Genomic DNA, 26,352 nt, shown 5'->3' with positions numbered 1-26,352 from the left:
GGCGTGCCAGGGCGGCCTCTTGCGTTCGGGGGCCTACCGGGTCGCGACGGCGAGCAGAACCAGGCCAGCGGCTGCCGGGATGATGACGAGCACGGTCACGAGGACCCACAGGAGGTTCTTGATCGTGCGTAGGTTCGGGTCGCCACCGTTGAGGGGGCGCTGGTCCTGGGCGACCGGTCCGAAGCGCCACAGCTGCACGCGGTTCACGATGGACTGGATCATGGGTTCTCCCTGGCGCGGGCGCTCGCGGCGCGGTTGGTGGATGAGTCGCGTGGATCAAGCTGGGCGTTACGTCAGATCGTGGAGAGCCGCCTCGGATGGACCGCAGGTCTTGTTGCGCATCGTCGCGCAGTCGAAGCCGGGCTCGTCCTCCTCTGGCTCGTCCGCGGGCACGGGCGCCGGCGCCAGGGTGACGGCAGAGGTCATGACCGGGGGCGGCTCGACGGCTGGCGCGGGATCGGTATCGCAGGCAGACAGCCCGAGGACAGCGATGACCGCCAGGGTGATGATGATCGGCCGGCGCCTGTGAGAAAGTTGAGCGGACACGGGGTGCTCCTTGCGCGAATCGGCACCATTACCGCAGGTCAGACCATGGGTACTACTACGGAGGAATGACTTGACTGAAACCGCAGGCAGCCTGCCGGACCTGGTGTCGCTCAAGGTCGAGCACGCCGGCCATGTCGCCGAGGTGACCTTGCTCGGCCCCTCCAAGGGTAACGCGATGGGCCCCGACTTCTGGCGGGAACTGCCGCTCGTCTTCGGTGCCCTCGACGCCGATCCCCAGGTCAGGGCGATCGTGCTGACCGGGAGCGGCGCGCACTTCTCCTACGGCCTCGATCTTCCGGCGATGATGGGCGGCTGGGCCGGGCTGCTCGGTGGCGAGGCGCTCGCGGGCCCGCGCACCGGCTTCCTCAAGGAGATCAGGGAGCTGCAGAACGCGGTCAGTTCGATCGCGGCGACCACGAAACCGGTGATCGCCGCGATCTCCGGCTGGTGCATCGGCGGGGGCGTCGACGTGATCACCGCCGCCGACATCCGGCTGGCCAGCGCCGACGCCAAGTTCAGCGTCCGCGAGGTCAAGGTCGCCATCGTCGCCGACATCGGCAGCCTGCAGCGGCTCGCCCCGATCATCGGTGAGGGACACTTGCGCGAACTGGCACTGACGGGCAAGGACATCGACGCCGCGCGCGCCGAGAAGATCGGGCTCGTCAACGACGTCTACCCGGACCAGGAGAGCCTGCTGGCCGCCGCGCGGACGCTCGCGGAGGAAATCGCGACGAATCCGCCGCTCGTGGTGCAAGGTGTCAAGGACGTGCTGAACGCGCGGACCGAGCCGGATGTCGCGGACGGCCTGCGGTACGTCTCGGCCTGGAACGCGGCGTTCCTGCCGAGCAAGGACCTCGCCGAGGCCGTGCAGGCGTTCATGGAGCGGCGCAAGCCGGAGTTCAAGGGCGAGTAAGAAACGACCGAGGAGAACAACTTGAGCAACGGCGCTTCGGAGGTGCACGACAGGTTCCGCGCGGCGCGCGATCACCTGCTGGCCCACCGGGAGGACTACGAGACCGCGAACCGGGAGTTCGACTGGCCCCGGTTCACCGAGTTCAACTGGGCGCTCGACTGGTTCGACGTCGTCGCGCGCGATCCGGCGAACGCGGAGCGGTACGCGCTCTGGATCGTCGAGGAGAACGGCACTGAGGGGCGCTGGACGTACCCGGAGATGTCGCAGCGGTCCAACAAGGTCGCGAACTGGCTGCGCGCGCTGGGCGTGCGGCGCGGGGACCGGATCGTCCTCATGCTCGGCAACCAGGGCGAGCTGTGGGAGACGATCCTCGCCGCGATCAAGCTGGGTGCGGTGATCATCCCGGCGTCCACCTTGCTCGGTCCGGCGGATCTGCGGGACCGGGTCGGGCGCGGCGCGGCCAAGCACGTGATCGTCCGCTCGGTGGACGCGCCGAAGTTCGCCGACGTCGCCGGGGAGTACACCCGGATCGCCGTCGGCAAGCCCGTCGACGGCTGGTACCTGTTCTCCGACGCGTACCTCGCGGAAGACGGGTTCACCCCGGACGCGGTGACGAACGCCGAAGACCCGTTGCTGCTCTACTTCACCTCGGGCACCACCGCCCAGCCGAAACTCGTGCAGCACACGCAGGTTTCCTATCCCGTCGGCCATCTGTCCACGATGTACTGGATCGGCCTGGAACCGGGCGACGTCCACCTCAACATCTCCTCGCCGGGGTGGGCGAAACACGCCTGGAGCAACGTCTTCGCGCCGTGGAACGCCGAGGCGACGGTGTTCCTCTACAACTACGAGCGCTTCGACGCCGCCGCGCTGATGGGCCAGATGGATCGTTGCGGCATCACGAGTTTCTGCGCGCCGCCGACGGTGTGGCGGATGCTGATCCAGTCGGATCTCACCGCGCTCACGACACCGCCGAAGAAGGTCGTCGGCGCGGGGGAGCCGCTCAACCCCGAGGTGATCGATCAGGTGCGAAAGGCTTGGGGCGTCACGATTCGCGACGGTTTCGGCCAGACCGAAAGCAGTGTGCAGATCGCGAACACCCCTGGCCAGCCGGTGAAAGCCGGTTCGATGGGCCGCGCGCTGCCGGGATTTTCGGTCGTCCTGGTCGACCCGGTCAGCGGGAAACCGGCGCAGGAGGGCGAAATCTGCCTCGACCTGACGAGCCGTCCGGTGGGCCTGATGGTCGGGTACGCCGATGACGACGAGCGCACGGCCGTCGCTTTCGCGGGCGGCTACTACCACACCGGCGATGTCGGCGCGATCGACGAAGACGGCTACATCACGTATGTCGGCCGGACGGATGACGTCTTCAAGGCGTCGGACTACCGGATTTCCCCGTTCGAGCTGGAAAGTGTGCTGCTGGAACACGAAGCCGTCGCCGAGGCGGCCGTCGTGCCCGCGCCGGATCCGATCCGGCTGGCCGTGCCCAAGGCGTACGTGGTGCTCGCCGCCGGATACGAGCCGACAGCGGACACCGCGGTCAGCATCCTGTCGTTCTGCCGGGAGAACTTGGCTCCCTACAAGCGGATCCGGCGCCTCGAGTTCGCCGAGCTGCCGAAGACGATCTCCGGCAAGATCCGGCGCGTCGAACTCCGGGGCCGTGAGAACGAATCAGCCGAGCGTCAGGCCGGGGAGTTCCGCGAAGAGGATTTCCCTCACCTGAAGGGATAGCGACAGCTAAGCGAGCGCGGCTTGGTTGGGTGGCTCGTGAGTGTTTACGAGTGTTATTTATAGAACACTTGTTGCCACTCACGACCCTGCCCGCCCAAGCCGAACCGTCCACTATGCCTCGCGTAGACGGGCCGAAGGGGATGAGGCTTCCGCCGAAGCCTCATCCCCTTCGGGTATTCGGGAGTGCGCCTAGATCTTCGCCGTGCTCACGGTGAAGTTGGAGAAGTAGGCGTGCTCGGTGTGGTCGGGGCCCCAGCTGGTTTCGTGGCCACCGAAGAAGGTCGAGAAGAACACCCCGTTGAACGGGATGCCCGAGATACCGGGCGCGGCGTCGGTCGCCAGCACCTGCTTGTTGTCGTACCAGACGGTGATGCGCCCGGTGGAGCGGTTCACCGACTGCTGGATCGTGTGGGTCTGGTTGTCCGCGGCGAAGTTCCACGAGCCGAGCCCGATGTCCTTGCCGTAGCCGTCACCGGACGGCGTGTAGACGTAGACCTCGCCCTTGGTGCCGTCGCGGAACATGAACCGTGTCGACCAGGCGTTGCCGTGGTTGCCGCCGCTCGCGCTGCCCGGGTCGCCGCCGTAGAGGCCCGGCAGCTTGCCGCCCTTGCCGAAGTCGAACCCGCTCGGGAAGCGGACCTGGTAGCGCAGGTAGAGCGTGGTGGCGCTTTCCAGGTCGCCGCGGCCGATCTTGCCGAGGTCCTGATAGAACTGCCCGCCGCCGGTGGTGGGGCAGTTGGTGCACGACGGTGCGGAGGAGCCCTTGCCGTAGGTGACGTCCAGCGTGCTTCCGCCGGCCTTCATGTCACCGAAGCCGAACTGGCCGCTCCCGTCGATGCCCCAGCTGTTCTTCCAGGACGTCGCGGGGAACCCGGAGAACGTGCCGTTCCAGGGCGCGGGCGCGGCGGCGGCGATGTTCGGGGCGAACGCGGCGGTGAGGCCGGCGACGGTGGTCAGCGAGATGACCACCTTGCGCAGGCGAGAAGACAGCTTTGGCATACGTGTCCTTCCGTCCGTCGGGCGACGTTGCCCGGTGCCGTGGCGGCGGTACGGAGGACAGTAGGTCTAGACCAGTTGAAATTCAAGAGGTTGTACGATGTTCAGGTACGTGAACATCGATCAGCGGGTGCTAGCTACCGCGCGACAATGCCTTCCACCTGGCGGCTGTCCTCGGTCGAGCACGTGGTCACCGGGGTGCCCGCGCCGCTGCCACAGGTCCACTCGCCGAGCGCGACCGGGCCGGCGCCGTCGGGCGAAGCCGCTTCGCTGGGCGACAGCTTCTGGAAGTACTGCGTGATCACCTGGGTCGCCTGGGCGCAGTCGACCGTGCCGGCGCGGACGAGGACGTCGGCCTGGACGCCCTTGGTCGCCGGGACCTTGCCGCAGGGGATCGCCGGGCTGGTGGCCGGGGCTTCAGGGGACGGCGTCGGCGCGCTCTGCGTGGCGGGCGAGCCCCCGCCGCACCCGGTGAGCAGCAGGACTGAAGCGGCGATGACGCCGTAGCACGGCCGGAACACGGTGACTGTCTTCATGGACCCTTCTCGGGGCGGACACGACCTGATGGAGAACTCGCGGGGAACTGCTATTCGCTCGGGACGACCCCGGCGAAGACGCTCTTGTCTTCCTTGCTGCACGCGGTGCCGCCCTGCGCGGTGGGCGCCCCGGACACGCATTGCCAGCCTTCGACGCTGTCGCTGACCGGCTCGTTGGAGTCGGCGGGCTGCTTGCCGGCGATCTTCTTGTGGAACTCCTCGACGATGCGCCTGCCCGTCGCGCAGTCCACGCCGCCACCCTCGCCGCCCAATAGCTGCAGCGTGAGGCCGCTCGCCGCGGTCACGGTGCCGCAGGTGCCCGCCACCGACGGCGGCGGCTGCTGGGGAGGCTTGTTCGCGGGCGGCGCGGTGCTCGGCGCCTGCGGGCTGGCGCTCGGCGGTGGCGCGGAAGGGGCCGGGGTCGCGGTGTCGGCGGTGGGACTTGCCGCGGGCGGCTCGGCGGCGGGTGGCGCGGTGGTGGAGCACGCTCCGGCCAGCGACAAGGCCAGGGTCGCGAACGTGGCGGCGAGCAACGGCCGCCATCGGCCCGCGAGGTCGGAGGTCCTCAAAGCGCGTTCCCTTCTTCGAGCGTCCGGGGAGTGGAGGAGACTACCGCGCTCGCTCGGCCGGGCTGGCGGCGGTGACCACCGATGATGTCGGAAAATCGTCCACTGTGGACACTCCGCGCGGTGAACACCCGTTATTCCATAGGGTGAAATGTGGCAGAAGGTTCGCCGAAACCGTTAACAACGCGCCGTCGGATGCCGAAGTAACAGAGGAACGATCTCCCATCCCCGACCCGTGAGAGCCATGAACAGCGAAGCAGAGCAACCCGAAGCACAACCCGAGACCGCAGTCCCACCGACGGTGCCGTGCAGCGTCGTGTGGAGCGACGGGCGCCCGTACGTCCTCGAAAGCCCCTCCGGCCGCCCTCGCTGGGTAGGTACCGACACGCGGGGCCGTCCCCAGCTCCTCACCCGTGCCGACCTGCAGCGCAGGGGCTGGAGCCACCGGCGCGCGAGTTGATCCGGTGCCTGGACGCGCGTCGGGCAGAGGCGGTCCACCTGTGCCTATTAGGCTGGGTGGGTGAGTAAGCCCGAGGAGCCGACGCTGCTGCGCCAGGCGCTGAACGTGCCGAATCTGATCTCGATACTGAGGTTGGCCGGCGTCCCCGTGTTCCTCTGGTTGCTCCTGGGCCCGGAGGAGGACGGCTGGGCGCTGGCCATCCTCATTTTCAGTGCCTTCACCGACTGGCTCGACGGCAAGCTCGCCCGCTGGCTCAACCAGATGAGCCGCCTCGGCCGGCTCCTCGACCCGGCGGCCGACCGCCTCTACATCCTCGCGACACTGATCGCCTTCCTCCTGCGCGACATCATCCCGTGGTGGGTGGTGGCGCCGCTGGTGCTGCGCGAGGCCGTCGTCGGGGTGTCGATCCTGTTCCTGCGGCGTAACGGTTTCGCGCCGCCCGAAGTCACCTACATCGGCAAGGGCGCCACCTTCGTCCTGATGTACGCGTTCCCGTTCCTGCTGGTCATGCAGGGTGACTCGGCCGTCGCGGCGTTCGCGCGGCCGGTCGGTTACGCCTTCATCACCTGGGGGGCGGTGCTCTACGTCTGGTCCGGCGCGCTGTACGTCATCCAGAGCGTCCGTGCGATCCGCGGGGTGAGTCCGGATCGGAATGCGGCCGCGACAGCGTAGGTGAAAGACTGCCCGCCACGGCTTGCACAAGCGAGGTCAGCACGAAAGGGGAGCGGCGTTGTCCACTCCAGAAGAACTGCGCTACACCGAAGAGCACGAGTGGATCGCCGTCAAGGACGGCGGCCTGGTGCGGGTCGGGATCACCGAGTACGCGCAGGATCAGCTCGGTGACGTCGTCTTCGTCGACCTGCCCGAGGTGGGCGGTCACGTCGGCTCTGGTGACGTCTTCGGTGAGGTGGAGTCGACCAAGAGCGTCTCGGAGCTCTTCGCCCCGCTCGACGGCGAGATCGTGGCCGTGAACAACTCGGTGGCGGATTCGCCCGAGCTGATCAACAGCGATCCCTACGGCGAGGGCTGGCTCATCGACATCCAGCTCGACGACCCGTCGAGCATCGACAGTCTCCTCGAAGCCGAGGCGTACCAGGCCTTGATCAAAGAGCAGTAGCGCTCGGCGTTTCCTCCGGTCCGCGGCCGGGCCGGACGATCTTCGCTGGCCGGGCGCGTGCGCGTCCGGTTGGGGGAGCCGCGGCGTCCTTGGTGGGCCCGGCACGGTACGTTGGCATCTACACATTCTTGAGTAGCGGTGTTTTCGGGGCGGCACAGTGTGTCGGGTGTGCGCTCCGGGGACACGCATCAGTGCGTTAGGAGAGCCCAGGTGAGCACGAACGACGGGCCCGGCGTTCCTCCGGAGCAAGGTCCGGAGCGGACATCTGTCTTCCGGGCGGACTTCCTCGCCGACGTTGAGGGTCAAAGCGCCCCGGTGGCTCCCGAGCCTCAGCCGACCGGCGTGGACGCGCTTCGCTCCGGCGAAGCGCTGCTGGTCGTCAAGCGTGGGCCGAACGCGGGCTCCCGGTTCCTTCTCGATGTCGACACCACCAGTGCCGGCCGTCATCCGGACAGCGACATCTTCCTCGACGATGTCACGGTTTCCCGCCGTCACGCCGAATTCCGGCGTGAGGGTGGCGAGTTCGTGGTCATCGACGTCGGCAGCCTCAACGGCACCTACGTCAACCGTGAGCCGGTCGACCAGGCCGTGCTCGCCGGTGGCGACGAGGTGCAGATCGGCAAGTTCCGCCTGGTCTTCCTGACCGGCCCCGGGCACGGGGGTCAGGGAGCCCAGTGACGGCGGCCGGGCGGCCACAACATCGCGAAGGTGGATTGAGCATCGGGGCAGTGCTCGCGCAGCTGCGCGGCGACTTCCCCGATGTCACCATCTCCAAAATCCGGTTCCTCGAGTCCGAAGGCCTGGTTCAGCCGGGCCGGACGCCCTCGGGGTACCGGCAGTTCGCCGAGGCGGACGTGGAGCGCCTGCGATTCGTGCTGTCCGCCCAACGCGATCACTACCTTCCCTTGAAGGTCATCAAGGAGCAGCTGGACGCGGCCGACGGCGGCGAGTCCGCGGGCACCACACTCCGGTTCCCGCGCAAGCTCGTCGCCTTGGGCTCGTTCGATTCGGGCAAAGCGGACGGTTCGCGGTCCGGTATGCCCGGACCGGACGATTTCACCACCGAGCGCGAAATCCGGCTCACGCAGGAAGAACTGCTGGCCGACGCGGGCATCGACGCGTCGCTGCTCGACGAGCTCCAGCAGTACGGGCTGATCCGTCCCGGTGCCGCGGGGTTCTACGATCCCGACGCGGTCCAGGTCGCGAAAACCGTGAAGGCAATGACCGAATTCGGCATTGAACCGAGGCATCTCCGTGCTTTCCGCGCTTCCGCGGATCGCGAGGTGGGGCTCTTGGAGCAAATTGTGACCCCGGTGTATCGCCACCGTGACGCGGACGCGAAGGCCCGGGCGGACGAGGTGGTCAGGCAGCTGGCGGCCCTGTCGGTGGCCCTCCATACCTTGCTTGTCAAGGCCGGGATCCGCGGCGTCACCGGCGGCTGAAGAAGCCGCCGCGCCGGGGAATTCCGGCGAAGTTTCGGTATATACGCCACATGTCAATGAGTGATTGTTCGCCCGGCAATGCCGTACGGTTAGACGTAGGTTTGCCGAGCGCGAACCGGAGATGGTCCGGACAGCGAGCACAGCGCTGAGAACCCGGGTAGCGTCGAGCATGTCGAGGCGCGACCTGGAAACAGTGTTGCAGCCCGTGTGCACGAGAGGGAGGCGAAGCCCGATGAGCGAGATGCGCGTCGTCGGAGTGCGGGTCGAGTTGCCCGCGAATCAGCCGATCTTGTTGCTGCGGGAAACGGAGGGCGAACGGTACCTGCCGATCTGGATCGGTTCGGTCGAAGCCACCGCCATCGCGTTGGAGCAACAGGGAGTCCGTCCCGCTCGCCCGTTGACCCATGACCTTCTCAAAGAGGTCATCGGGGCACTCGGCCGCGAGCTCGAGCAGGTCGTCATCACCGATCTTCGCGAAGGCACCTTCTTCGCCGAGCTGGTGTTCGACGGTGATATCCGGGTTTCCGCGCGCCCGAGCGACTCCGTCGCGCTCGCGCTGCGGATCGGCGTCCCCATCCACGCCGAGGATTCGGTGCTGGAAGAGGCCGGGCTCATCATCCCGGACGAGCAGGAAGACGAAGTCGAGAAGTTCCGTGAGTTCCTCGACTCCATCTCGCCGGAGGATTTTAGGGGAGCGGACACCTAAGCCGAGGCTCTGGTGGTCCGCTCGAACAGATCGGCCAGTTCGGTTCCGTAACGTTCGAGGTCCAGCTCGGGGTTCGCCGCGAGCTGGGCCGCGACCCCGTCGACGGCCTGCCGGATGGCCATCGCCATGATCGCCGGCGAGAACTCGCCGAAGGCTCCCTCTCGCTGACCTTGGGTCAGCTGACGCGTGAGCTGCCCGACCCGGAGCTGTTCCACCACCGGCTTGGCCATCGCCCAGCCGTCCTTGTCGTCTCCGGCGGCGCCCATCTCCAGGAAGACGCGCACGCACTCGGGGTACGCGCCCAGAAACGCGACCTCGGCAGCGATGTACTCCCGCAGCATCCCCCGCCGGTCGGCCGGATCGGTGTGTCCTGCCGCCCGTTCGGTAAGGAACCTTTCCTTGATGTCCGAGACCGTGCTCAGGACCGCCTGCATCAGGCCTGCCTTGTTGGTGAAGTGGTAGGAGATGATCCGCGTGCTGCTGAGGCCCGCCTTCTCCTTGATCCGGGCGAACGAGGTCTTGGCGTAGCCGAGCTCGCCGATGGTGGCGATGGTCGCGCCGATGATCTGTGCCCGTCGCGCGGCTTCGGTGACGCTGAGGCCGAACTCGGGCTGATGGTCCACGTTTACTTGCATGAGTAAAAAATAACACGGCTGAGTAAAAACTGCACGCGGTTTCGCTGTGGTTGCGATCGGAAGGTCGTCGAGACCCCTAGCGAATTTCCGATCGTGACCACTAAGACTCGTTGGTGACCGTTGCACCCTTCCGTCAGATAGTGGACAAAGTCTCAACACCGGGTGACAGGCCGCCGCGCGTCGCGTTGACCGGGTGCCCCGGCGCGCTTACCGTCAAAGGCGGTAAATCGCACGGTGTGGCCACATCCTGGGGTGTGACCCCGCGCGATTGCCTCAACCGGTGCTGCCGTTCATGGGAACGCCGGGGTTGGTTCGCCGGTCATCAGGCCGGACGAGGGGAGGCATGCGGTGGTCGAGGCTGGAAGTCACTCCCAACAGGAGCCGATCCAGGTCGCCGACGGTGAGCAGGGCGAGCTGTTCCCCGATGCCTCGTTGCCGGATGAGCTGGTCGGCTACCGCGGTCCCGCCGCGTGTCAGATCGCGGGGATCACCTACCGCCAATTGGACTACTGGGCCAGGACGAAGCTGGTCGCGCCGAGCATCCGCACCGCGCACGGCTCCGGCTCGCAGCGCCTCTACTCGTTCAAGGACATCCTCGTCCTCAAGGTCGTCAAGCGATTGCTGGACACCGGTGTCTCGCTGCAGAACATCAGGGTCGCCGTCGACCACCTGCGCGTGCGCGGCGTGCGCGACCTGGCCAAGGTCACCTTGTTCTCCGACGGCACCACCGTCTTCGAGTGCACCTCGCCCGAGGAGATCGTCGATCTGCTGCAAGGCGGCCAGGGCGTCTTCGGGATCGCGGTCAGCGGGGCGATGCAGGAAATCAGCGGCACCATCCACGACTTTCCGGCCGAGCGGGCCGACGGCGGCGAGATCGAACCGCACACACCGGACGAGCTGACCCAGCGTCGCAACGCCCGGCGCACGGGGTAGGCTATTCGTGTAGTCGCCAAATCCACGCGGGAGAGTCCGGGCCGTCACCATGAGCCCGGCGCCGAAGGAGCAAGTCCTCCCCGGAACCTCTCAGGCACAAGGGACCGCGTGGACGAGACGCCTCTGGAAAGTGGGTCGGCAGGTTTACAGCCCGCCGCCCCCGCCGACGGTGCAAGCCCGGCTCAACACACGGGTGAAACTCTCAGGCGTCCTTAACCGGGCACGGACAGAGTGGGGAGGGCCAGGACACTTGTCCCCGGCCCGTCCCCCACCCCCGGAGGCCACTCGATGGGTACGCATTCACCCGGCGCGACCCGCATCCCGCTCTCCGCACTGGAGCAGGGCACGGCTTTCGCCGATCGGCACATCGGCCCCCGGCCCGGGGAACTCGCCCGGATGCTCGAAGTCATCGGCGTCGGCTCCCTCGACGAACTGGCCGACAGGGCGATCCCGGCCTCGATCCGCGACGCGAACCTGTCGATGGGCCTTCCGCTGCCGGCCAACGAAGCGCAGGCCCTAGACGAGCTCCGCGCGCTGGCCGCGACGAACCGGCCGATGGTGCAGATGATCGGCCTCGGCTACCACGGCACGGTCACCCCGCCCGTGATCCGCCGCAACGTGCTGGAGAGCCCGGCCTGGTACACGGCCTACACGCCGTACCAGCCGGAGATCTCGCAAGGGCGGCTCGAAGCGCTGCTCAACTTCCAGACCATGATCGCCGATCTCACCGGCTTGCCGATCGCCAACGCCTCCATGCTGGACGAAGCGACGGCCGCGGCCGAGGCGATGACGCTGGTGCGGCGCGCCGGGAAGTCGAAGTCGGCGAAGTTCGTCGTCGACGAGGACAGCCTGCCGCAGACGATCGAGGTCGTGCGCACCCGCGCCGAGCCGCTCGGCATCGAACTGGTGCTGGCCGATCTTTCCCAGGGCATCGAGGGTTTGGGACTGGGCGGGGACTTCTTCGGGATCCTGTTGTCCTATCCGGGTGCTTCCGGCGCGGTGCGGGACCACGAGCGGGTCATCGAAGAGGCTCACGCGCGCGGCGCGTCCGTCGTGGTCGCGGCCGACCCGCTGGCGCTGACGCTGCTGCGTCCGCCGGGCGAGATCGGCGCCGACGTCGTGATCGGTTCGACGCAGCGCTTCGGCGTCCCGATGGGCTTCGGTGGTCCGCACGCGGCGTACATGGCTGTGCGTAAGGGTTTCGAGCGTCAGCTGCCGGGAAGGCTGGTCGGTGTGTCGGTCGACGCCGACGGCGCTAAGGCGTACCGGCTGGCGCTGCAGACCCGCGAGCAGCACATCCGGCGGGAGAAGGCGACCAGCAACATCTGCACCGCGCAGGTCCTGCTGGCCGTCATCGCGTCGATGTACGCGGTGTACCACGGCCCGGAAGGGCTGCGCGCCATCGCGACCCGCGCCCACCGGATGGCCACGGTATTGGCTTCCGGGCTGATGGAAGGCGGTGTCGACGTGCTGCACGGCGAGTTCTTCGACACCGTGACAGCCGTCGTTCCCGGCCTCGCGACCTCCATTGTGGACACCGCCCGCGACCTGGGCGTCAACCTGCGCCGGGTCGACGACGACCACGTCGGTATCTCGTGCGACGAGAGGACCACCCGTGAGCACCTTTCCCTTGTGTGGAAAGCCTTCGGCGTCGCAGTGTCCGATGTGGACTCACTGGACGCGGACACCGCGGACGGTGTCCCGCCCGAGCTGGCTCGCACGACCGAGTACCTCACGCATCCTGTTTTCCACGCATATCGATCCGAGACCGCGCTACTGCGCTATCTGCGGGCGCTGTCGGACAAGGACGTAGCGCTCGACCGCAGCATGATCCCGCTGGGCTCCTGCACCATGAAGCTCAACGCGACCGCGGAGATGGAGCCGATCACCTGGCCCGAGTTCGCCGAACTGCACCCGTTCGCCCCGGCCGACGACGCCGCGGGGCTGCTGCGGGTCATCTCGGACCTGGAGCAGTGGCTGGCGGGCATCACCGGCTACGACGCGGTTTCCCTGCAGCCGAACGCCGGTAGCCAGGGCGAGTTCGCCGGACTGCTGGCCATCCGGGGGTATCACCGTGACCGGGGCGAGGGCGCCCGGGACGTGTGCCTGATCCCGGCCAGCGCGCACGGGACCAACGCGGCCAGCGCCGTCATGGCGGGGATGCGCGTCGCGGTCGTGCGGTGCGATGAGCAGGGGAACGTCGATGTCGACCATCTGCGTGCTTCCGTCGAACAGCACCGGGACGACCTCGCGGCGATCATGATCACGTATCCGTCCACGCACGGCGTGTACGAGGACACCGTGCGGGAGGTGTGCGGGCTGGTTCACGACGCCGGCGGCCAGGTTTACGTGGACGGGGCGAACCTCAACGCGCTGATCGGGCTGGCGCAGTACGGCAAGTTCGGCGCGGATGTCTCGCATCTGAACCTGCACAAGACTTTCTGCATCCCGCATGGCGGCGGCGGGCCCGGGGTGGGGCCGATCGGAGTGCGTTCGCATCTGGCGCCGTTTTTGCCGAACCACCCGCTGCAGCCGCTGGCGGGACCGGCGACAGGGGTCGGGCCGATCAGCGCGGCACCTTGGGGGAGCGCGTCGATTCTGCCGATCTCGTGGGCGTATGTGCGGATGATGGGTGCCGAGGGGTTGCGGCGCGCGACGTTGACCGCGGTGGCCGCGGCGAACTATGTGGCCAAGCGGCTGGAATCCCATTTCCCGGTGCTCTACTCGGGGCATGACGGGCTGGTGGCGCACGAGTGCATTTTGGATCTGCGGGCGATCACCAAGCAGACCGGTGTGACGGTGGACGATGTCGCGAAGCGGCTCGCGGATTATGGCTTGCACGCGCCGACGATGTCGTTCCCGGTGGCGGGGACGTTGATGGTCGAGCCGACCGAGAGTGAGGATTTGGCTGAGCTGGATCGCTTCTGTGACGCGATGATCGCTATTCGCGGGGAGATCGATCAGGTGTCGGCTGGGGATTGGTCTGTTGTGGACAGTCCGTTGCGGAACGCGCCGCATACTGCCCGGTGTGTGGCTGGGGAGTGGAAACGGCCGTACAGCCGGGAAGTCGCTGTGTTCCCGGACGGGTTCACGGCGAACAAGATCTGGCCGCCGGTGCGGAGGATCGATGGGGCTGCGGGGGATCGGAACCTGGTTTGTTCCTGCCCGCCCATCGAGGCTTTTGCCGAGTAGGGCCTGGGGAGCGTTCTCGGGGGTGGGATTCCCCGAAAGCGGCGTTGGGGGCGTTGAGTGCCCTCAACGCCGCTTTGGGGTAATAGCCAGTCTCGAGGTGTGTGGCGGGGTCAGGCGGGGACTTTGTCCAAGAAGCCGTGGACCTGGGTGATGCGGGTCGTGTCGTCGAGGGCGACGACGTCGAAGCCGATGACGATCGGCTCTTCGGTCTTCGGTGCGCTGAGGTGCCAGGTGAAGCGGGCGATGTCGTGGTGGCCGTCGGCGTTCCCGGCGACGGAGAAGGTCAGGCCCGCGAACTGGGACTGGGCGCCGGCGATGAGCTGGTCGATCGCGTCCCAGCCCTGGATGTCGGCGAGCGGGTCGACGAAGGTCACGTCTTCGGTGAAGAGGGCTTCGATCCGGGTGCGGCGGGTGGGTCGGGTTCTGGTCGTTCCAGATGGCGATGTAGGCCTCGGCGACGTGCTGGGTGTCGGACATGAGGTGACCTCGTTCGTGTTGGTGGTGTGGTGTGCCACCAACAATGGCGACGCGGGGTGGGGGTGTCGATTACGTGGGAGGTAATGGTGAGGGGTGCGGGCGCGAAGTAGCGTTGGGAGTGTGACAACGCGCGAGCAGCAGAGGCCGGTGGGGCAGCTTCTTCGGGAGTGGCGGGATCGGCGGCGGATCAGCCAGCTGGATTTGTCGATTTCCGCGGAGATTTCCGCGCGCCACTTGAGTTTTCTGGAGACGGGGAGATCCCGGCCCAGCCGGGACATGGTGCTTCGGCTCGGGGAGCAGTTGGAAGTGCCGTTGCGGGAGCGGAATCACTTGTTGCTCGCGGCGGGATACGCGCCGGTTTATTCGGAGAGCGGGCTTTCCGATCCTGATATGACGGCGGTGCGGGAGGCCGTCCGGTTGCTGCTGGCCGGGCACGAACCCTATCCGGCGGCGGTCGTGGACGGGGGGTGGAACCTGGTCGACGCCAACGCGGGGATCGGGTTGCTGACTCGGCGCGTGGCACCGTGGTTGCTGGAGGGCGCGCCGAACGTCCTTCGGGCGACGCTGCATCCCGAGGGAATGGCGCCGCATATCGTGAATCTGGGGGAGTGGCGGTCACATCTGCTGGGCAGGCTGCGCCGCCAGGTCGCCCAGAGCGCGGACCCGGTGTTGTCCGAACTGCTGGCGGAATTGCGCGGGTATCCGTGTGACCAGGCCGTGCCGGAGGTCGAGGTACCGGGGCCGGGAGACATCGTCATCCCCTTGCGGATTCGCGAAGGGGACGACGAGCTCGCGTTCTTCAGTACTGTCGCGACTTTCGGGACGCCGCTGGACGTGACTGTCGCCGAATTGATGATCGAGTCGTTCTACCCGGCGGATGCCACGACCGCGGAATACCTCAGGTCGCTTTGATCCCGGCGTCGGTGAAGTCCTTCTGCTGCGCGGGTTCCTTGAGGAATTCGCGGAAGGTCTGCGCGGCGCGCTTCTGCGTGTCGTCGACGCCGGTACCAGCCAGGCCGAGGAACGGGTAGTCGGCCGAGATGGCGCTGGCGACCGACTGCGCGGGCGAACCGACGAGTTCGGGCTTCGCGCGCTGCAGCTGGCTCGTCCAGTACGACGATTCCGGGACCCAGGCCGCGGGGATTCCGCCGATGGTGTCCATCGCGGTTTCGCCGGACAGGGCCTTGAACACCGGTTCGGACTTCGAGGACTGCACGTCGACGTGGATGCAATGCGCGTAGACGACGGTGTTCTTCTGGTTCCACTTCGCGGCCGCGGCCACGACGGGCTTCTCGATGGCGGGGGCCACCAGGACCTTGATCGTCGAGTTGCCTTCGGGACAGCCGACGGCTTGGGCTTCGGCGCGGCTGTTCAACAGGCCGTCGGCCCAGTTCCAGCCGAAGACCCCCAGGACGATGAGCCCGACGAGGACCACGCAGGCGATCGGCCACTTGGCGACCCGGCGGCGTGGCGCGGTGGCGCCCATGACGCGATGGCTGCCGGTGGCGGTGCTGTCGAACTTCGGCTTCGCGGGCGCTTCGGTGTCGGCGGTGATCGCCCGGTGACTGCCGGTCGTCGAGGTGACCGATCGGCCGCCGAGGGCACGGTGGCTTCCCGTCGTTTCGCTGATTCCCCGGGAAGCCGGCTTTACGGCGCGTCGGCTGCCCGTGCTCTCGCTCGCGCGCACGGGGGCGGACTCGGGTGCGCGGCGACGGCCGCCGCCGGTCGTTTCGGCGGGGGAAGCGGGCTTCATCGCCGGGCGGCTGCGGGCCGCTTCGCCGGCACGAACCGCCGGGGGCTTGACCGCGCGTCGGCTGCCGGTGCTCTCGCCGGTGATCCGCGGGATCTTGCGGGTCATCTCGGTGTCGCGGGGGTCTTCGAACCGGGGCGCTGGGCGCTGGGGTGCGGGCGGCGGGGGAAGGCGATCCATGCGGGCCGCGCGCTGGCGTACCGGAGGCGGCGGTGGGGGTGGCGGCTGCGGCACACGGCGCGGCTGCGACGCGGGAGGGAACGGGGCGGGAGGACGAGGAACACGGTTTCGGCCGGTAGACGCGCCGTCGAAACGCTGCGGGTGGCGCTCCGGTTGAACCGGATGGTGCGGCACAGGTTCATCATCCTGGGTGTGTCGCCCCATCGTTATCCCTTCGGTACCTGATGTATGCGGTGAGTGTGCAATAAAAACGTTATCACTCTAACAGGGTAATACCGGTGATCAAATAAGTGACGCAGAGTTGTCGCGCCTTTACCTCAATTTAATGGTTCACCAACGCCAGCCGATCGCATTCCGCTATCAGCCGCGCACGCAGAGGCGCTGCGCGCCGGGCGAAATCGGCCTGCGCCCGTGCGTAGGCGGACCGTCCCTCCGGCGTTTCGATCCGCACCGGCGGGTAGCCGAAATCGGCCAGGTCGTACGGGCTCGCGCGCATGTCGAGGATGCGGATGTCGACGGCCAGCTCGAAACAGTCGCCGACGAGTTCCGAGCGCACGAACGGATCGAGCTTGTAGGACCACTTGAAGAGGTCCATGTTGCCGTGCAGGCAGCCCGGCTGTTCGAGCTGGATCTGGTTTTCCCTGGTCGGCCGCAGTTCGTTGCGCGGCCGCGCCGGTTCGGTGAAGAACCGGAAGGCGTCGAAATGCCCGCAGCGCACACCGAGCGATTCCACCACCTCGTCGGTGCCCGACGAACCCAGCCGCAGCGGCAACTGGGAGTGACGCACCTGGTCAGCGGGCTCGCGATAGACCATCGCCCATTCGTGGAGCCCGAAACAGCTCAGCCGTGGCGCGCGGGACGCCGTCGCCCGCAGCAGCGCCGAGACGTACTCCGCGGTCTTCAACCGGGCTTCGGTGAGCTTCGGATCGTGGACCGCGATCCCGCCGTCCACCTCGGCAAACCCGCGCCTGTCCAGGAACCGCCGCGCCGACGGCCCGGCCAGGACCACGTTCTGACCGGGCTGCCAGCGCTCGAGATGCGACGGCTTGTGCGAGTAGTAACTGAAGAGGAAGTCCAGCACCGGATGCTTCTCGCCCCGGGAACGCCGTTCCTGATGCGGCCGGGTCCACTGCCGCATCCTGCCGGCGTGCGCTTCCTCACGGGCCTGCCACTCGGGCTCGGTGAGGACTGTCGGCGCTTCCGGGACCATCAGCGTGCCGTCACATGGGTGCCGTCGCGGACCGTGCCCACGTACTCCTCGACGAGGTCCTCGAGCGCGACCACGCCGACGGACCGGCCGTCGGCGTCGAGCGCCAGGGCGAGGTGACTGCGTTCCTTCCGCATGGCCGACAGCGCCACGTCGAGCCGTGCGTCGGCGCGCAACTCGGTGAGGCTGCGGGTCTTCTCCTCGGGCACCCGGCTCGACGGGTCGTCGTTCGCCTGGTCGAGTACGTCCTTGACGTGGATGTAGCCGACCAGCACCCCGGCGTCGGTGCGCACCGGGAACCGGGAGAACCCGGTGGAGGACACCGCGCGCTCGACGTCGCCGACCGTGGGCGAACAGGGGAGCGTGGTGAGCTCCGCCGTCGGCACCAGGACGTCGGCGACGGTCTTCTGCACCGACGAGAGCGTCTGGCTGAGCCGCTGGTGCTCGGACTGCTCCAGCAGGCCCTCGCGGCGTGACTCGCTGAGCAGCTCGGCGAGTTCGTCGGAGGTGTAGGCCGTTTCCAGCTCGTCCTTCGGTTCGACCTTGAACAGCCGCAGCGTCGAGTTCGCGACGAAGTTCAACAGCCAGATGAACGGGTTGACGAGCTTCACCCACGCCACGTGGATCGGGACCAGCCACAGTGCCAGGCGTTCGGGCTCGGCGATCGCGAGGTTCTTCGGCACCATCTCGCCGATCAGCACGTGCAGGATGGTGATGAAGGCGAGCGCGATCGCGAACGAGATCGGGTGCAGCAGGACCTCGGGCAGATGGACGAGTTCGAAGAAGCCGGCCAGCTGGTGCGCGATCGCCGGTTCGCCGAGACGGCCGAGCAGCAGCGAGCAGATCGTAATGCCCAGCTGCGCGCCAGCCAGCATCAGCGAGACGTTCTTGCTGGCGTTGATGACGATCTTCGCGCGGGCGTTCCCCTGTTCCAGCAACGCTTCCAGCCGGTCGCGCCGGGACGAGATCAGGCTGAACTCGGCGCCGACGAAGAACGCGTTCGCCAGGAGCAGTACGACGACGAGGAAGATGTAGAACCAGTCGCTCATCGGGTCTGCTCCGCGGGTGTAGAGGCGTCGTCGGGGGTAGCCGTCGCCAGGCTCTGCACGTCGACCTCGGCGATGCGGTGGCGGTCCATGGTGGTCACCGTCAGGCGCCAGCCGTCGACGTCGGTCCAGTCACCCGCGGAGGGGATTTTCCCGAGCCGTTCCAGGATCAGCCCGGCGATGGTTTCGTAGTCGCCGTCGGGCATCCGGAACCCGGTGACGTCCCTGATCTCGTCGGCGCGCAGCTGGCCGGAAACCCGCCAGCTGTCGACGCCGAGTTGTTGCGAGGCAGGGGCTTCGCCGCCGTCGTGCTCGTCGCGGACGTCGCCGATGATCTCCTCGACGACGTCTTCCAGCGTCACGAGACCGGCCGTGCCGCCGTACTCGTCGACGACGATGGCCAGCTGGAACCGGGAGTCGCGCAGGCGGTTCAGCAGTGAATCGCCGAGCAGGGACTCCGGCACCGTCGGCACCGGGCGCATCACCGAACCGATCTTGACCGTGTCGCGTTGGTCGCGGTCGACGGTGAAGGCCTGCTTGATGTGCACCGCGCCTTGGACGTCGTCGAGGTCCTCTGTGTACACCGGGAACCGGGAAAACCCGGTGCGCTGCGAGATTTCCACGAGATCGTTGATGGTCTGGTCGACCGTCAACGACTCCAGCTGGACGCGCGGCGTCATGAGCTCCTCGGCCGTGCGCTCGCCGAAGCGCAGCGACTTGTGGAGCAGTTCCGCGGTGTAGGTGTCGAGCGTGCCGCTTTCCGCGCTGGAGCGGACTATCGAGCCGAGCTCCGACGGCGACCGTGCCGACCGCAGTTCCTCCTGCGGTTCGACCCCGAACTTCCGGACGAGGAAGTTGGCACTGTTGTTCATGATCGTGATGAGCCAGCGGAACAACGCGGAGAACCGGGAGTGGTACCCGACCACCGCGCGCGCTGTCTGCAGCGGCCGCGCGATCGCGAGGTTCTTCGGGATCATCTCGCCCAGCAGCATCGACAGCGAGGTCGCCACCAACAGGGCGATGACGAGCGAACCGCCGCTCGCGAAGCCTTCGGAGAACCCGAGGCCGGTCAGCAGCGGCCGCACCAGCGAGCCGATCAGCGGTTCCGCGAGATAACCGGTGACCAGCGTGGTCAGCGTGATCGCGACCTGCGCGCCGGAAAGCTGGAAGGAGAGGTTCTGGTGAGCTTTTTGGACGGTCTTCGACCGGCCGTCACCGACCTGGCGGATGTTCGCGTCGACCGTGCTGCGTTCCAGCGCGGTGAGCGAGAACTCGGCGGCCACGGCGAGACCGGTGCCGATCGTCAGCAGGAGGAAGAGGAAGACACCCAGGACGGATAAGAGCACGTCCATCAGGACGCACCGCCGTCGGCCGGGCGGGTCCTGCCTGTCAGGACGGTCTGAGCTGCGGGAAAGCCGGGTAAACCACCCGGCTTTGTACTGTCACCAGGTGACTGCGCGTCGCGCACGAAAGGGGTCACTCCTCGTAAATCGAAAGGGGTCATAATAGCGGTGGCCGCAAGCTTAACGGGTACAGCCGCTGGTCACGCTGGGTGCCGCCACTGCGGTTCACCCATTGGTGTTCAAGACGTGCCGTTCATCTCATTGCCGCGGTGGCGCCGGACGGACTCCTCGACGAGATCGAGCACCGGTTCGAGGTCGTCGGCGGGCAGGCCCATCGCCAGGTGGGAAACCAGACCTTCGAGCACGAGCTCCAAAAAAGCGGTCAGCACTTCGACGCTGATGTCGTCGCGGAGCTTGCCGACCTCGCGCTGCCGGGCGAGCCGCTGACGGGTCGCCGTCGTGAGCTGTTCCGACCGCTCCGCCCAGCGCGCACGGAACTCGTGATCGGTACGGAGCCGCCGCGAAACCTCGAGCCGTGTCCCCAGCCAGTCCGCCGGATGCTCACTGCCCTCGGACAGCAGGTCGCGCATCACCTGGACGAGCCCCTGCTCGGCGACGACGTCGGCCATGCGCACCGCGTCATCCTCGGCCAAGGCCAGGAACAGCGACTCCTTGTCCCGGAAATGATGGAAGATCGCGCCGCGGGACAGGCCCGTGGCGTCCTCCAAGCGGCGTACGGTGGCACCTTCGTATCCATAGCGCGCGAAACAGACCCGCGAACCGTCTAGGATCTGGCGCCGGCGTGCGTCGAGGTGATCCTGGCTGACCCGTGGCATCCTCTGTTCTTACCCGGGTAGTCGTCCCAATGCAATCCGTACGTACGTACTGTGACAAATTGCGTTCGGGAACCGGATGGTTCATCCATGCGTCGGAAGCTTTGGAGTGTTGCTGACAGCGCACCGGCCGCTTGGCTAGGCTTTCGAGCTAGGGGCGAACTGGGAGAGGAGGTGCTGACGTGCTGTTCGATGAAGCTTCCGCAGCAGTACGCAGCGTCTGGGGTGACCTCACACCGCAGAAGGTCTACGGGGGTGCCACCGGGGGTGGTGGCACATTCGAGATGTCACCTGGGGAACTCGACACGGTCATCGGGCTGTGGCGGGAAGAAGCTGTGAAGATTCTGGAAGACGGTAGGGCGATCCAGGAGATCGCGACGGCGTTGCGTGCTCCGGGTAACGACGACCCGAGTAGGGGCTACGTCAGCGCGGGCATCGAGTCCATCATGGCTTTGCAGGATCAGAACGACTCCATGCTGAAATACGCGCAGGAGTACATAAAGAAACTCGAAGCAGCGAAGAATGCGACAGTGAAAGCCGACCAGGCGAACACCGAGCCCTTTACACAGACGACCTGACCGTGGAGACCATGAAAGCCATTTGGCCGGTGCTTTTCGCCGCCTCAATCCTGTCCTTGGCTGGATGTTCGTCGCAGACGGGAGGCGAACCTTCGCCGGTGACGCAATCGCCTGCCTCGTCCACGTCGTCGAACCCGGCGGCCCCCAAGGTTGCAAACCCACTGGATGTTTCGGCATTCCTTGCCGATCCGTGCAAGCTCGTGCCCCAGGAGACACTGTCAGGTCTGGGCTTCTCGAACCCTGGCACGGTTCATGACAAGAACCAATCTCCCGCAGGCCCCGATTGCGGATGGATCGACCCCAACGCCGCCCGGAATATGACGGTCATTCTGCAGACGAACAACCGGGATTCCGGTATCGGTGGCTTGGCGGGTATCTACACCGGTCGAGACACCGGTCAACTCCTGTTGGTGGAACCTGCTCCTGATGTGGACGGATATCCGGCTGTTTTTTCCGATCGGCAAGATCGTCGGCCAAGGGGAGCCTGCAATCTGGTGGTGGGCATCGAGGACGATCTGGTTTTCTCAGTAGGAAATCAGGGCTACGAGGGCGCACAGGATTCGTGTGACGCCGCACGGCAGGTCGCGGGCGCAGTGGTCAAAACGCTTAAGGAGTCCTGACATGGCGGGTATGGACGGGGACCAGATCTACACCAACTTCACCGGCGGCAACACGGACGGTTTGAGGACGGCGGCCCAAGGTATCGAAACGCTGATCGAGACCTACAAGACGCGTGGCGAGAGCATCAAGGGACTCCAAGACCGGATGAAGCAAGCCTGGTCTGGTCCGGCGGCCGACGCGGCGGGTGCCGGGGCGGGACCGCTGGAGGTCGCGTTCGTAGAGACCGCACAGCCCCTCTATATGACTCGTGCCTCGGTGGACGCGCAGGTGTCCAGTTTCGACAGTTCCGGCCACGCGGTGGTGCCGGTCCCGCCTAAGCCGGACAAGCCGAGCCCGTGGTCGATCGGCCTCAAGTCGATGATCCCGGTGGCCGGTCCCTTCATGGCCGCTGACGACGTCAGCTCGTACCAAGAGGGCGTCGCGAAGCACAACGCGGCGAACGACAACAACGTCCGCGTGATGGACCAGTACAGCAGCGCGACATCCAGTACCCGTTCCGTGCTGCCGACGGACTTCGGGCTCTTGAAGTCCGACGGTGCGGCCATCTCGGTGAAGCAGCCCGATCCGCCTGGCCCCATTGAGCCGTACAACCCGCCTCTTGGCGGGAAGAAGCCGCCGAAGACGTCCAACCAGGAGACGAACCAGCGCACGCAGAACACCGAGCAGACCACGACGAGTGGGCTGATCGAGGGCACGGGCCCCGGCGACCCGACCAAGACCCACACCATCGGCACCGGGGGGACGGGCGGCACTGGAGGTACCGGTGGGACCGGAGGTACGGGTGGCACCGGCGGAATCACGGTGCCGACGGGGACCACCGGAGGTGGCAACAAGCCCGGCGGCACCACCGATCTGCCGGGTGGCCGGCCGCCCGGGACGGTTAAGCCCGGAGGCAACAAGACCGGCTCGCTTCCCGGGCCGGACAGTGTCGTGTTCAACCCCGGCGGTGGTTCGAAGACCCCTGTACCCGGATCATCGGGTCTGCCGGGTACCGGACCGGGAACCGGTGGTGGTCCCGGTGGCGGCGGTACCGGGGGCCGGAGTGGCGCCGGCGGCCGGCTGCTGGGCGGTGACCTCGGTGAGGGCGCCGGTGGACGTGGAGCAGCGGGCGAAGGCAGCCGAGCGCTCGGTAAGGGCGCCGGTGTCGGTGGGTTCGGTGGCGCCGCGGGTGAGGGCGTCGCGGGCCGTGGCGGTGGTGCCGGTGCGCGCGGTGCCGGGGGCACGGGCGGTCCGATGGGCGGCGCCGGGCGTCGCGGCGAAGGGGACGAGGACGGCGAGCACCAGCGTCCCGACTTCCTGATCGAACCGGATCCGGACGCGCTCTTCGGGACCGACCAGCGGACGACCCCGCCGGTCATCGGCGAGTAGGCGTGAACCGGCAGTGGATCGACGTGCCGGTCAGTGCGCTCGCCGCACTGACCGAGCGCGAGCGCGTGGGGCAGCTTCACCTGACGTTGCGGCCTCAAGCGCTGTGGCTTTCCGATGAGGACAAAGCGGCGGCGGACAAGCAGATCGAGCAAGCCTTGTCCGATGCCGGGTTGATCGACGGCCGGGGCCGGACCGCCGTCGATTTCCTCGACTGGCTGCCGCTGTTGACCAATGCGTCGCTGGAGTACTACGGGTGGATGACCTCGGGGGACGAGACCCTCGGGGTTTTGGCAGCTGCCCGGGGATTGCAGGGCGTGGTCGCGATTCGTGCCGGGGACTGGATTCGGATCAAGGCCGCGGATCGGCAGGGGTTGGCCGAGGCATTGGTCGCGGAGCTTCCTGCGGTGGGCGCTGGCGGCGGGAATCCTCGGTCTGTCCGGGTTTCCGCATTGGCGGCTGCTGGGAAGACTCCGGATCGGCGGTTGGAGCCGGTGATATCGGATCTCGTTTCCTTGGTGCAGCGGCCGGTGAGTGGCAGCGGCGAGTTGTACGCGGGGCGCCGGGACGAGGTCGGGCGGTATTCGCGGGTGGAGCAGCCCTTGCACTACGCGGATACCGACTGGGGCCGGTATTACACGTATACGGCCGGTGCCGGGGATGACGCCGAAGTGCATATCGGACCGGCTGGGCCCGCGGTGCTGGCGGGGATTTTGCGGGAGTTCGGTTCTGGGCTTGGATGATCTTCAAGACCGGGTGGCTGGGTTAGCCGTGGCATGAATGGACCTTTCCTCTCGTTTTTTGAGAGGAAAGGTCCATTCATTTCAGTTTGGGGGTGGAGTGCGCGCCTTCGGTGGGCACGGCTGGTCGTGGCCGGGTTAGGCGTTGGTGACGTCAGGGGATCAGGAGGGGGACGGGGGCCTCAGTGAGCGTGGGGGTGACTCGGTTGGTGGCGGCCAGGTGGTGGCCGGTGACGCGCGGGGTAGTGCGGTCGGTGGTCCAGCCGGCCAGCAGCAGCGCGACCTTCGACTGCATTTCCGTGCGCAGCCGGAGGAACGAGTCGGCGGGGTCGGCGCCCACCTCGCCGAGGAGCAGCCACCAGGCCCAGGCCGCGGCGCCGGCGTTGGCGACGAAGTCCGGGATGACCGGGATGCCCCGGGCGGTGAGGGCGGCTTCCGCTACTTCGGTGGTCGCGGAGTTCGCGGCCTCGATGACGACCTTGCCCGCGATATCGGCCGCGTTGGCGGCGGTGATGGCGTAGGAGATCGCCGCGGGGACGAAGATGTCCGCGGGAATGCTCAAGACGGCGTCTCGGGGGAGGACCTGGACGTCGGCGGGGACCTTGCCGCGGTCGATCTCGCCGTAGGCGTCCCGGGCGTCCAGTAACGCGGGGACGTCGAGGCCTTGCGGGTGGTAGAGGGTGCCCGCGGCATCCGCGACGGCCACGACGCGCATTCCGGCTTCGTGGAGGTACCAGGCCGCGCCGCCGCCCATGGTGCCGATGCCCTGGATCGCGACGGTCGCCGCCGCCGGGTCCCAGCTCCAGGCCGCCGCGACACCGATACACGCCTGGGCGACGCCGTAGCCGCCGACGACGTCACCGAGCAGAAGGCCGCCGGGAACCGGCGCGTTCAGGCCCGCCTGGACCCGCCGGAGGGTGCGTTCGGGATCGGCGGAACGGCTGATCGCGGCGTGGTACGACTGCTGCAGCCCGAGCTTCGCGAACACGTCGTCGATGAGGTGCTGTGGCACGCCGAGGTCCTCGGCGGTCACCCAGTGGGCGTCGATCCACGGGCGCAGGAAGCCGCAAAAGCGTTCCAGGACACCGAAAGCACGCGGGTCCTTCGGGTCGAAGTCGATCCCGCCCTTGGCGCCGCCGACGGGCAGATTGAATGTCGCCGTCTTGTTCGCCATGCCCCTGGCGAGGTCCTCGACCTCGGACATCGTGCAGCCCGCGCGCATCCGCGTCCCGCCGGTGGCCACCCCGGAGACGAGACTGTGCACCACGAGGTAGCCGTGGGTTCCCGTGACCGGATCGGTCCAGGTCAGCCTTATCAGCGGTTCGGCGTTCTGCGCGGTCATCGCTACCCACTTCCGGTCATCGTGTTCCGACTTGACCGAGGGTGCGCCCGGCGACCGCCACGCGTCCAGTTAACGCTGGTGCATGATTCCGTTTAGGGTTCGTACATGGAGCTTTCGTTGCACCGCTTACGAATGCTCCGGGAGCTACATCGCCGGGGCACAGTGACGGCCGCCGCCGCGTCGCTGCATTACACCGCGTCGGCCGTTTCGCAGCAGCTCGCGCAGTTGGAGCGTGACGTCGGCGCGAAGCTTTTCGAACGCTTGGGCAGGCGGGTCCAGATGACCGAGCTCGGCAGGCTGCTCACCGAGCACGCCGAGGTGATCCTGGGCTCGGTCGAGCGGGCGACGGTGGCGCTGGAGGAGGCCCAGGAGTCCGTTTCCGTCCGGCTCACGGCCGGGGTGTGGGCTTCGGTGGCCGCCGGGCTGTTGCCGCCCGCGCTCCTTTCGCTGGCCGGGGACCATCCCGGGATCGAGGTCAAGACCAGGGAGCTCGCCCCGGAAGCCACCGCCGACGCCGTCCGCGACGGCACACTGGACCTGTCGTTCGTCATCGACTACTCCGACGCCCCGATGCCGTGGGACGCCGGTCTGGAGCGCGTCGTCATCGCTGTCGAACGGCTGCACGCGGCGGTGCCCGTCGGGACGGTCCTCGCGAACACGGTCGCACTGGACGAGCTGGCCGAGCACCCGTGGATCCTGGCGAGCCCGCGGAGTCATTTCGGCCGCGCGATGCGCGTCGCCTGCCTCCGGCACGGGTTCACCCCGAAGATCAACCACGAGGTCGAGGAGCAGTCGACGGCGATGGCGATGGTCGCCGCCGGGCTGGGCGTCACGCTGGTCTCAGATCTCGGGCTCTCGTTCCGGCCACCGGGAATCGACATCGTGGCGCTCACCACCCCGCTGATGCGGACGGTTTCGATCGCCTACCGCACCACCGCGTCCCGGCGTCCCGCACTCAACCTGGTGATCGACGCCGTCCGCGCGGCCGCCGCCGAACTCGGCCTGGGCACGGAGTCCGCTTTGCCCTGATCAGCAAGTTCTTACGGATCGCCGGCCCAGCCTTATGACAGCTGCGATTGTCGTACCCCGCGTGTAGC

The 26,352-nt window shown here is 67.4% G+C and carries 29 protein-coding genes and 1 riboswitch; of the genes, 16 read left to right on the top strand and 13 right to left on the bottom strand.

Annotation, left to right across the window (positions count from 1 at the left end):
• Positions 1 to 33: 33 nt before the first annotated feature.
• The gene (locus tag VGP60_RS25775) at positions 34 to 222 is read right to left on the bottom strand and encodes a hypothetical protein (RefSeq protein ID WP_327550671.1); all 189 of its coding nucleotides are present in this window, start codon (positions 220 to 222) and stop codon (positions 34 to 36) included.
• A gap of 66 nt (positions 223 to 288) precedes the next feature.
• On the bottom strand, positions 289 to 546 hold the full coding sequence (locus VGP60_RS25770; protein ID WP_327550670.1) for a hypothetical protein: 258 nt from the start codon (positions 544 to 546) through the stop codon (positions 289 to 291).
• A gap of 70 nt (positions 547 to 616) precedes the next feature.
• On the opposite strand from VGP60_RS25770, the gene VGP60_RS25765 reads away from it, so the two are divergent.
• A complete protein-coding gene (locus VGP60_RS25765; protein ID WP_327550669.1) occupies positions 617 to 1,459 on the top strand; it encodes a crotonase/enoyl-CoA hydratase family protein in 843 nt (280 codons plus the stop codon).
• Between the two features lie 21 nt (positions 1,460 to 1,480).
• Positions 1,481 to 3,190, top strand: coding sequence for an AMP-binding protein (locus VGP60_RS25760; RefSeq protein ID WP_327550668.1), 1,710 nt, complete (start codon positions 1,481 to 1,483; stop codon positions 3,188 to 3,190).
• A 189-nt stretch (positions 3,191 to 3,379) separates the two neighbouring features.
• On the opposite strand, the gene VGP60_RS25755 is transcribed toward VGP60_RS25760, so the two are convergent.
• The 3 genes from VGP60_RS25755 to VGP60_RS25745 all read right to left on the bottom strand — a co-directional run bounded on the left by VGP60_RS25755 (position 3,380) and on the right by VGP60_RS25745 (position 5,291).
• Entirely contained in the window at positions 3,380 to 4,189 is an 810-nt protein-coding gene (locus VGP60_RS25755; protein WP_327550667.1) for a polysaccharide lyase, read from the bottom strand.
• 134 nt (positions 4,190 to 4,323) lie between these two features.
• Positions 4,324 to 4,722, bottom strand: coding sequence for a hypothetical protein (locus VGP60_RS25750; protein WP_327550666.1), 399 nt, complete (start codon positions 4,720 to 4,722; stop codon positions 4,324 to 4,326).
• Between the two features lie 50 nt (positions 4,723 to 4,772).
• A complete protein-coding gene (locus tag VGP60_RS25745) occupies positions 4,773 to 5,291 on the bottom strand; it encodes a hypothetical protein (RefSeq protein ID WP_327550665.1) in 519 nt (172 codons plus the stop codon).
• Between the two features lie 241 nt (positions 5,292 to 5,532).
• Between VGP60_RS25745 and VGP60_RS41790 the strand changes: the two genes are divergently transcribed.
• The 6 genes from VGP60_RS41790 (at position 5,533) to VGP60_RS25720 (ending at position 9,013) form a co-directional block, all read left to right on the top strand.
• Positions 5,533 to 5,748 carry a hypothetical protein gene (locus VGP60_RS41790; protein ID WP_414640405.1) on the top strand — a complete coding sequence of 72 codons (216 nt, stop codon included), beginning with the start codon at positions 5,533 to 5,535 and terminating at the stop codon, positions 5,746 to 5,748.
• A gap of 60 nt (positions 5,749 to 5,808) precedes the next feature.
• Positions 5,809 to 6,420, top strand: a complete 612-nt coding sequence (locus VGP60_RS25740) for a CDP-alcohol phosphatidyltransferase family protein (protein WP_327550664.1) — start codon at positions 5,809 to 5,811, stop codon at positions 6,418 to 6,420.
• A 58-nt stretch (positions 6,421 to 6,478) separates the two neighbouring features.
• Complete coding sequence (gcvH, locus tag VGP60_RS25735; protein ID WP_327550663.1) at positions 6,479 to 6,865, top strand: glycine cleavage system protein GcvH; 387 nt, start codon at positions 6,479 to 6,481, stop codon at positions 6,863 to 6,865.
• A gap of 210 nt (positions 6,866 to 7,075) precedes the next feature.
• On the top strand, positions 7,076 to 7,543 hold the full coding sequence (garA, locus tag VGP60_RS25730; protein WP_327550662.1) for a glycogen accumulation regulator GarA: 468 nt from the start codon (positions 7,076 to 7,078) through the stop codon (positions 7,541 to 7,543).
• Positions 7,540 to 8,307 (top strand): MerR family transcriptional regulator, encoded by a 768-nt coding sequence (locus tag VGP60_RS25725; protein ID WP_327550661.1) that lies wholly within the window; start codon positions 7,540 to 7,542, stop codon positions 8,305 to 8,307. The genes garA and VGP60_RS25725 overlap by 4 nt, the downstream gene beginning before the upstream one ends.
• A 232-nt stretch (positions 8,308 to 8,539) precedes the next feature.
• Positions 8,540 to 9,013 (top strand): bifunctional nuclease family protein, encoded by a 474-nt coding sequence (locus VGP60_RS25720; protein ID WP_327550660.1) that lies wholly within the window; start codon positions 8,540 to 8,542, stop codon positions 9,011 to 9,013.
• Here the strand turns inward: VGP60_RS25720 and VGP60_RS25715 are convergent.
• Entirely contained in the window at positions 9,010 to 9,648 is a 639-nt protein-coding gene (locus VGP60_RS25715; protein WP_327550659.1) for a TetR/AcrR family transcriptional regulator, read from the bottom strand. The two genes, VGP60_RS25720 and VGP60_RS25715, sit on opposite strands and share 4 nt — an antisense overlap.
• A 348-nt stretch (positions 9,649 to 9,996) precedes the next feature.
• Here VGP60_RS25715 and VGP60_RS25710 point away from each other — a divergent pair, with 348 nt between their 5' ends.
• Positions 9,997 to 10,581: a MerR family transcriptional regulator gene (locus VGP60_RS25710; protein ID WP_327550658.1), complete on the top strand. Its 585-nt coding sequence runs from the start codon at positions 9,997 to 9,999 to the stop codon at positions 10,579 to 10,581.
• Positions 10,582 to 10,598: 17 nt separating this feature from the next.
• A riboswitch (glycine riboswitch) is annotated at positions 10,599 to 10,698 on the top strand.
• Between the two features lie 171 nt (positions 10,699 to 10,869).
• Positions 10,870 to 13,773, top strand: a complete 2,904-nt coding sequence (gcvP, locus tag VGP60_RS25705; RefSeq protein WP_327550657.1) for an aminomethyl-transferring glycine dehydrogenase — start codon at positions 10,870 to 10,872, stop codon at positions 13,771 to 13,773.
• A 110-nt stretch (positions 13,774 to 13,883) separates the two neighbouring features.
• Here the strand turns inward: gcvP and VGP60_RS25700 are convergent, their stop codons facing one another.
• Positions 13,884 to 14,147 (bottom strand): nuclear transport factor 2 family protein, encoded by a 264-nt coding sequence (locus tag VGP60_RS25700; RefSeq protein WP_327550656.1) that lies wholly within the window; start codon positions 14,145 to 14,147, stop codon positions 13,884 to 13,886.
• Between the two features lie 223 nt (positions 14,148 to 14,370).
• Between VGP60_RS25700 and VGP60_RS25695 the strand changes: the two genes are divergently transcribed.
• Positions 14,371 to 15,162, top strand: coding sequence for a helix-turn-helix transcriptional regulator (locus VGP60_RS25695; protein ID WP_327550655.1), 792 nt, complete (start codon positions 14,371 to 14,373; stop codon positions 15,160 to 15,162).
• On the opposite strand, the gene VGP60_RS25690 is transcribed toward VGP60_RS25695, so the two are convergent.
• The 5 genes from VGP60_RS25690 to VGP60_RS25670 all read right to left on the bottom strand — a co-directional run bounded on the left by VGP60_RS25690 (position 15,149) and on the right by VGP60_RS25670 (position 20,612).
• Positions 15,149 to 16,180, bottom strand: coding sequence for a hypothetical protein (locus VGP60_RS25690; RefSeq protein ID WP_327550654.1), 1,032 nt, complete (start codon positions 16,178 to 16,180; stop codon positions 15,149 to 15,151). The two genes, VGP60_RS25695 and VGP60_RS25690, sit on opposite strands and share 14 nt — an antisense overlap.
• 322 nt (positions 16,181 to 16,502) lie before the next feature.
• Positions 16,503 to 17,390: a 3-methyladenine DNA glycosylase gene (locus tag VGP60_RS25685; protein WP_327550653.1), complete on the bottom strand. Its 888-nt coding sequence runs from the start codon at positions 17,388 to 17,390 to the stop codon at positions 16,503 to 16,505.
• Positions 17,390 to 18,436 (bottom strand): hemolysin family protein, encoded by a 1,047-nt coding sequence (locus tag VGP60_RS25680; protein ID WP_327550652.1) that lies wholly within the window; start codon positions 18,434 to 18,436, stop codon positions 17,390 to 17,392. The genes VGP60_RS25685 and VGP60_RS25680 overlap by 1 nt, the downstream gene beginning before the upstream one ends.
• On the bottom strand, positions 18,433 to 19,785 hold the full coding sequence (locus VGP60_RS25675) for a hemolysin family protein (RefSeq protein WP_327550651.1): 1,353 nt from the start codon (positions 19,783 to 19,785) through the stop codon (positions 18,433 to 18,435). The genes VGP60_RS25680 and VGP60_RS25675 overlap by 4 nt, the downstream gene beginning before the upstream one ends.
• 230 nt (positions 19,786 to 20,015) lie before the next feature.
• Positions 20,016 to 20,612 (bottom strand): helix-turn-helix domain-containing protein, encoded by a 597-nt coding sequence (locus tag VGP60_RS25670; RefSeq protein WP_327550650.1) that lies wholly within the window; start codon positions 20,610 to 20,612, stop codon positions 20,016 to 20,018.
• Between the two features lie 179 nt (positions 20,613 to 20,791).
• On the opposite strand from VGP60_RS25670, the gene VGP60_RS25665 reads away from it, so the two are divergent.
• From VGP60_RS25665 to VGP60_RS25650, 4 genes are read left to right on the top strand one after another with little or no spacing between them, the layout of a single operon-like run.
• Positions 20,792 to 21,187, top strand: a complete 396-nt coding sequence (locus VGP60_RS25665; RefSeq protein WP_327550649.1) for a hypothetical protein — start codon at positions 20,792 to 20,794, stop codon at positions 21,185 to 21,187.
• Between the two features lie 11 nt (positions 21,188 to 21,198).
• Complete coding sequence (locus tag VGP60_RS25660) at positions 21,199 to 21,807, top strand: DUF3558 domain-containing protein (protein WP_327550648.1); 609 nt, start codon at positions 21,199 to 21,201, stop codon at positions 21,805 to 21,807.
• A gap of 1 nt (position 21,808) precedes the next feature.
• Positions 21,809 to 23,176 (top strand): hypothetical protein, encoded by a 1,368-nt coding sequence (locus tag VGP60_RS25655; RefSeq protein ID WP_327550647.1) that lies wholly within the window; start codon positions 21,809 to 21,811, stop codon positions 23,174 to 23,176.
• Between the two features lie 17 nt (positions 23,177 to 23,193).
• Positions 23,194 to 23,916 carry an ESX secretion-associated protein EspG gene (locus tag VGP60_RS25650; RefSeq protein WP_327550674.1) on the top strand — a complete coding sequence of 241 codons (723 nt, stop codon included), beginning with the start codon at positions 23,194 to 23,196 and terminating at the stop codon, positions 23,914 to 23,916.
• Positions 23,917 to 24,067: 151 nt separating this feature from the next.
• On the opposite strand, the gene VGP60_RS25645 is transcribed toward VGP60_RS25650, so the two are convergent.
• Entirely contained in the window at positions 24,068 to 25,255 is a 1,188-nt protein-coding gene (locus VGP60_RS25645) for a Glu/Leu/Phe/Val family dehydrogenase (RefSeq protein WP_327550646.1), read from the bottom strand.
• A gap of 105 nt (positions 25,256 to 25,360) precedes the next feature.
• Here VGP60_RS25645 and VGP60_RS25640 point away from each other — a divergent pair, with 105 nt between their 5' ends.
• Complete coding sequence (locus VGP60_RS25640) at positions 25,361 to 26,284, top strand: LysR family transcriptional regulator (RefSeq protein WP_327550645.1); 924 nt, start codon at positions 25,361 to 25,363, stop codon at positions 26,282 to 26,284.
• Positions 26,285 to 26,352: the final 68 nt, after the last annotated feature.

This window comes from Amycolatopsis sp. (assembly GCF_036008905.1).
GTDB lineage: Bacteria > Actinomycetota > Actinomycetes > Mycobacteriales > Pseudonocardiaceae > Amycolatopsis.
The sequence above is the reverse complement of the archived record's forward strand: the minus strand, read 5'-3'. Positions and strand labels throughout refer to the sequence as shown.